A 4,138-nucleotide genomic window follows, 5' to 3' on the forward strand; every position below is an offset into this window, starting at 1 on the left:
TACGAGATACGAGATACGAGATAAATGGGGAGTTTAAAAAGGTTGTTGGGATAAAACAAAGGGAAGAAAAAAAATATCGTGGCATAGCCGGGGGGACTATACCACGGGTGCCAACGACACCTTCGCTTGCTGCCGGAGTGATATAGCAAAGCCATATCACCTCTGGAATAAAATTAAAGAGAAGTAGTTTCTCTTCGATGGAGTAACTATACGTCCAGCTACTTATTTTACTTATAAAATTAACGACAGATACCTATGATAAAACCGACATTGTCTCAAGTGATTGATAATTAATGATTTGTTTTTGTTTGGGAGGGTTTGTACTAGTGAGGTTGTTCTCGCTAGTTGTTGAAAGTAACGTTTTTGACGTAAACGTTTTTAACGAAACTTACGAGTATGTATTTTCGAAAACATTGATTTCACACAATAGAATTGTGGGCATGTATGTGTATCATGGCGTTAATAACAATCTTTCTCATTATCAGTCACGAATTGGGTACTTATGAAACTCTCACAACTAGAGCAAGGAAAGGCGGCTTCTATTGTTGCACTAACAGGTTTAACACCAGACGTAAGGAAGAAACTTATGGTCATGGGTATGTTGCCAAAAACCGAGGTGACGCTTATCCGCCGTGCACCTATGGGTGATCCGCTTCAAGTTGAAGTGAGAGGTGTTTCTATCGCCATTCGTGAAAGCATTGCAGAACAAATCGAGGTTATCTAAATGGATTATCAAGTTCTTACCGTTGGTAACCCGAATAGTGGTAAAACAACACTGTTCAACGCACTGACTGGTGCTAAGCAGCACGTTGGTAACTGGGTTGGTGTCACTGTTGAAAAGAAGACGGGTTTATACTCGCACGCTGGTGATCAGTTTCAACTAACGGATTTACCGGGTATCTACGCACTAGACAGTGGTAATGATGCGAACAGCATCGATGAGTCTATCGCGTCTCGCGCTGTTTTAACTCACCCAGCAGATGTGATCATCAATGTTGTCGACGCTAACTGTCTAGAACGAAGCTTATATATGACATTACAGCTGCGTGAGTTGGGTCGCCCAATGATCGTTGTGTTGAACAAAATGGATGTATTAAAGCGCGAACGTCAGGTGATTAACCTTAAAGCACTAGAGAAAGAGCTAGGTTGCCCAGTTCTAAGCTTGTCTGCAAACGATAAAGGTCAAGTGGTTCGCTTTAAAGAGCGTCTGCATAAACTGCTTGTTCAAGGTGTGAGCCTTGACCCTATCTCTATTGATTACGATGCCGCGTTAGAAGCTCTTATCCCTTCTGTTGAGTCACAATTTGATGATGCTGACGTATCTCACCGAGCGCTAGCGATTCGTGCTTTAGAAAATGATTACTTGGTATTGAATGGTTTAGCCCCACAAACTCGCACTCAAATTGATAGCGTGCGTCTTGGTGCCGATTTCGATATTGACCTTGCTGTTGCTGACGCTAAATACACTTTCTTACATGACCTTTGTAAACGTGTTCGTCGCAGCGAAGGCAAACTAAGCCGTAACTTTACAGAGAAAGCAGACCAATTCATTTTGAACAAATGGGTCGGTATTCCTTTCTTCTTCGTTATCATGTACCTAATGTTCATGTTCTCTATCAATATCGGTAGTGCGTTTATCGACTTCTTCGATATTGGTGTTGGAGCAATATTAGTTGATGGTGGACACCACTTATTAGATGGCCATTTACCAGTTTGGTTAGTCACTGTACTTGCTGATGGTATTGGCGGCGGTATCCAAACGGTTGCGACCTTTATTCCTGTTATCGCAGCGCTTTACCTATTCTTAGCGGTACTAGAAAGCTCAGGCTACATGGCTCGTGCTGCATTTGTACTTGATAAAGTGATGCAGAAGATTGGTTTACCGGGTAAAGCATTTGTCCCACTTGTACTGGGCTTTGGTTGTAACGTGCCTTCAATCATGGCAACTCGTACTCTTGACCAAGAGCGCGAACGTAAACTAGCAGCATCAATGGCGCCGTTTATGTCATGTGGTGCTCGTTTACCGGTATACGCACTGTTCGCGGCGGCGTTCTTCCCAGGTGCAGGACAAAACGTAGTATTCGCTCTGTACATCATGGGTATCGTTGCTTCTGTATTTACGGGTTTGTTCCTGAAAAACACGATCTACCCAGGTAGCAGTGATAGCTTAGTGATGGAAATGCCAGATTACGAATTGCCGACAGTGCAAAACGTAATGTTGAAAACTTGGCAGAAGCTGAAGCGTTTCGTACTTGGTGCAGGTAAAACAATCGTGATGGTTGTGGCTATTCTTAGCTTCCTAAACTCTCTAGGTATGGACGGCAGCTTTGGTAACGAAGATAGCGAAAACTCAGTACTGTCTAGAGCAGCTCAAGTTGTAACACCTGTATTCCAACCAATTGGTATTACTGAAGAGAACTGGCCTGCAACGGTTGGTATCATCACAGGTATTTTCGCTAAAGAAGCCGTTGTTGGTACATTAAATAGCCTATATACAACGCCTTCTGATGAAGAAGCAGCTGAGTTTGACTTAGCAGCAAGCCTGCAAGAAGCGGTAATGACGATCCCTGAAAACCTAGCCGGATTGAGCTACTCAGATCCATTAGGTATTGAAGTTGGCGACTTGTCTGACTCTAATTCTGTAGCAGCTGACCAAGAAGTCGATACCTCTATCTTTGGTAACTTGAAAGACAAGTTTGTATCTGGTCATGCGGCATTCGCTTACTTGATTCTTATCCTGCTTTACACGCCTTGTGTGGCCGCGATGGGTGCTTATGTTCGTGAATTTGGTCAGACGTTTGCACGCTTCATCGCGGTTTGGACGATGGCTCTTGGTTACTTTGGTGCGACCTTCTACTACCAAGCAGCAAACTTTGCTGCACATCCGGTGACAAGTGCAGTGTGGATGGTGGCAATTGCTGGTGGTTTTGTGGTGACGTATCGCGTGTTCAAGAAAGTCGGCAGTAAGCAGAAAGCGCTAGAGGTGCAAGTCGTATGATTTTAACTGAACTTCATCAATACATTGATAGCCAAGGTGTTGCGGCTCGTAAAGAACTCGCTGCAAAGTTTGGCATGAGTGAAGATGGCGTCGATGCGATGCTGAGTGTGTGGGTTAAGAAAGGGAAAGTATCTCGCTTGGTCGACACCAACAAGCATGGTCATACAACACGTGTTCGCTACACCATCAGCAAACAAGATGGTTTGTCGCTTAACGTGATGATGTAGTTCTGTCTTCAGACTCTCGTTGAAAAAGGCGAGATTAGAAAATGACAAAGCCGCTTATCTAAGATGAGCGGCTTTTTGTTATGTGTCTTTTCTGAAGTGTTTTGCTTTAAAGCTCAATGAGATGGACTCGAATTATGCTTTCTTGAAGATAGAGCTCAGTGACAGAACGTTTTGGATACGAGTCAGGATAGCGGCTTGATCTTCTTCACTGCGCTGTTCGCCTTTTGTATTACCCCATACTGGGCCGGGCCAAGCAATGTCGTCTTTGAAGCGTGCAATATGGTGGATGTGCAGTTGTGGCACCATATTACCCAGCGCACCAAGGTTCAATTTGTCTGGTTGGAACGTTGCTTCTAATGCTTGGCTTACCGCCTGAGATTCATGTAGGAACTGCTGTTGCTCTTTCATTGGTAAGTGGTGCAACTCTTTTAGGTTGGCACGTTTTGGTACCAAGATAACCCAAGGCACTGCGTTATCTTTGTGTAGCAGGGCTAAGCTCAGTGGAAATTCGCCGATAAGTGTGGTGTCTTTCGCAAGTTGCGGGTGAAGTTCGAAGCTCATGATATTTCCAATTAATTGTTTTACATGAGTATAAGGTCGGAGTTTGAATGTGGCTAGGGCTTACGTTCTCAATAAGCAGATTCCCTATCACGTTCGTCCCTCACTGTAGGGAATGATGGTGAGAAGAGGGATAACGATTTGGTGTGGTTTGATGGCGCATCATTGATGTTGTCTTGGATTCACTACACCTATTCTCGTCATCTCCTAGAGCGACGAATGAGCGTAATAGGAGATCTCTTGCTGTGTAGGTTAGCTAATCGCTTAAATAATCGAGTAAACAAACCTCCAGACAAAAAAAAGGTTGACGCTTTCACGTCAACCTTTCTAATTTTCTCGAATCTCGAATCTCGAA

At 43.9% G+C, this 4,138-nt stretch carries 4 protein-coding genes; 3 read left to right on the forward strand and 1 reads right to left on the reverse strand.

Annotated features, from left to right (window positions below):
- The first annotated feature begins 502 nt into the window (after positions 1-502).
- From AB4583_RS05770 to AB4583_RS05780, 3 genes are read left to right on the forward strand one after another with little or no spacing between them, the layout of a single operon-like run.
- The gene (locus AB4583_RS05770; RefSeq protein ID WP_004734203.1) at positions 503-724 is read left to right on the forward strand and encodes a FeoA family protein; all 222 of its coding nucleotides are present in this window, start codon (positions 503-505) and stop codon (positions 722-724) included.
- On the forward strand, positions 725-2,998 hold the full coding sequence (gene feoB, locus AB4583_RS05775; RefSeq protein WP_017061939.1) for a Fe(2+) transporter permease subunit FeoB: 2,274 nt from the start codon (positions 725-727) through the stop codon (positions 2,996-2,998).
- Positions 2,995-3,225 (forward strand): FeoC-like transcriptional regulator, encoded by a 231-nt coding sequence (locus AB4583_RS05780; RefSeq protein WP_048660845.1) that lies wholly within the window; start codon positions 2,995-2,997, stop codon positions 3,223-3,225. Before feoB ends, AB4583_RS05780 begins: the two co-directional genes overlap by 4 nt.
- 132 nt (positions 3,226-3,357) lie before the next feature.
- Here the strand turns inward: AB4583_RS05780 and AB4583_RS05785 are convergent, their stop codons facing one another.
- Positions 3,358-3,786, reverse strand: coding sequence for an HIT domain-containing protein (locus AB4583_RS05785; protein ID WP_017061937.1), 429 nt, complete (start codon positions 3,784-3,786; stop codon positions 3,358-3,360).
- Positions 3,787-4,138: the final 352 nt, after the last annotated feature.

The sequence above is a fragment of the Vibrio sp. 10N.222.49.C12 genome (genome assembly GCF_041475025.1).
In the GTDB taxonomy this organism is placed as follows: Bacteria; Pseudomonadota; Gammaproteobacteria; order Enterobacterales; family Vibrionaceae; genus Vibrio; species Vibrio crassostreae_C.